At 37.7% G+C, this 1,864-nt stretch carries 2 protein-coding genes; one reads left to right on the top strand and one right to left on the bottom strand.

Translation table 11 applies throughout. The annotated features are described in order from the left end of the window. The coding region (locus E1140_RS00485; RefSeq protein WP_185153327.1) for an MBG domain-containing protein at window positions 1–742 on the bottom strand (742 nt) is incomplete at its 3' end. 248 nt (window positions 743–990) lie between these two features. Between E1140_RS00485 and E1140_RS00480 the strand changes: the two genes are divergently transcribed. Next, window positions 991–1,864, top strand: an 874-nt coding sequence (locus E1140_RS00480) for a glycosyltransferase family 2 protein (RefSeq protein WP_221412594.1), incomplete at its 3' end; no start/stop codon positions are given.

Here is a 1,864-nt window from a genome sequence, read left to right as displayed (position 1 = left end):
CCTGATAATTCGGATCATTGATCGTAGCAATTATATCATAGGTGCCTGCGTTTGTTGGAGGTGTTGACGATAGATCATATGTCACATCAATTCCTGCTACTGTCTCACTCGCCACCGCTGTTATTGGCTTTGGACTGCCATCATAAACCTGTGTCGTATTGCTGATCGTTATAGTTGCTGTGGCCTTATTAATGATCAAACTTTCTGAGCCATTAACACCCTGATAATTCGGATCATTGATCGTAGCCACTATCGCATAGGTGCCTGCATCTGTTGGAGGTGTTGACGATAGATCATATGTCACATCAATTCCTGCTACTGTCTCACTCGCCACCGCTGTTATTGGCTTTGGACTGCCATCATAAACCTGTGTCGTATTGCTGATCGTTATTGTTGCTGTGGCCTTATCTATAGTAAGGTCAAATGATTGAAGTACAGACTCACCATTGGCTGTAGCAGTAATTTCAAAAGTAAAATCCCCTGTTTCTGTTGGTGTACCTGATAACGTGCCAGTGCCAGTACCATTTCCGTTATCCAGAAAAGACATTCCAGCCGGCAACACACCTGAAGTTAATGCCAGAGATATTGGATCTAAATCCAAATCTTCAACATTTATATCTACATAGTATGCACTTTTATACTCGCCATTAGGTACTGTTGTGGTAGTAAAGCTTGGTGGAACAAACCCAAAAACAGGATTGACCAGCAGCAATGCAGTAAGAATAATAAAAAAAGCCCTCACAATTATTTTTTAATTATAGACAACCAACAACTACAAATGTAAGATTTACATAAAATATCAACTTGCAAATCTAATATTTTATATGTTAAAATTCATTTTTTTAAATATCCTTCTAATTTTGACATAGCTTTGAAACTATGACTGAAATCTTCTTTTGGATAGGTGTTTCCATCGTCCTGTATACGTATTTAGGGTATCCGGTAATCCTTTTTTTACTAATAAAATTAAAAAGACTCAAAGGCAGGACTGTGCCACCTAGACCTAAGGAAGATCAATTACATGCTTTAACCCTAGTCATACCTTGCTATAATGAAGAAGATTATATTGAAGAAAAAATAAAAAATTGTCTCCAGCTTGATTATCCGACTAACAAGCTAACTATACTATTCGTAACCGATGGATCGGATGATAACACTAATGAAATCATCAAGAAACATTCTGAAGTAGAATTATCATACAGTCCTGAAAGAAGAGGTAAGAATGCAGCAGTAAATAGAGTGATTAAAACCATAAAAACACCTATAGTAGTATTTTGTGACGCGAACACTATGCTAAACAAAGCTGCTCTTTATAACATAGCCCGACATTATCAAGACCCAAAGGTAGGAGGTGTTGCAGGAGAAAAGCGGGTTGAATCAACAGATGAAAGCGCGGCTGGTACTGAAGGTGCATACTGGAAATATGAAAGTAAACTGAAAGCATGGGATTCAGAGCTCAATACTGTAGTTGGAGCTGCTGGAGAGCTATTTTCAATTAGAACCGACCTATATGAAGAAGTGCCAAAAAATGTAATTATCGAAGATTTTAGACTCTCAATGAACATTGCAAAAAATGGATTAAAGGTAGTTTATGAACCAGAGGCCTACGCGGTTGAGACGGCTTCAGCATCTATTGAAGAGGAATATAAGCGTAAAGTAAGAATCTCTGCAGGAGGTTTGAGAGAGGTAGCCTATTTTATGCCATTGCTTAACTTTTTCAAATATGGGATGCTTAGCTTTCAATACATATCTCATAGAATGTTCAGATGGACATTTGCTCCACTATCGTTGATTGTAGTGTTAGTAACGAATTTTTTGCTGGCACTTAATGGCAATATTTTCTATCTAGCTATACTTGCTGCTC

Source organism: Fulvivirga lutimaris, from assembly GCF_009711525.1.
Lineage (GTDB): Bacteria > Bacteroidota > Bacteroidia > Cytophagales > Cyclobacteriaceae > Fulvivirga > Fulvivirga lutimaris.
The sequence above is the reverse complement of the archived record's forward strand: the minus strand, read 5'-3'. Positions and strand labels throughout refer to the sequence as shown.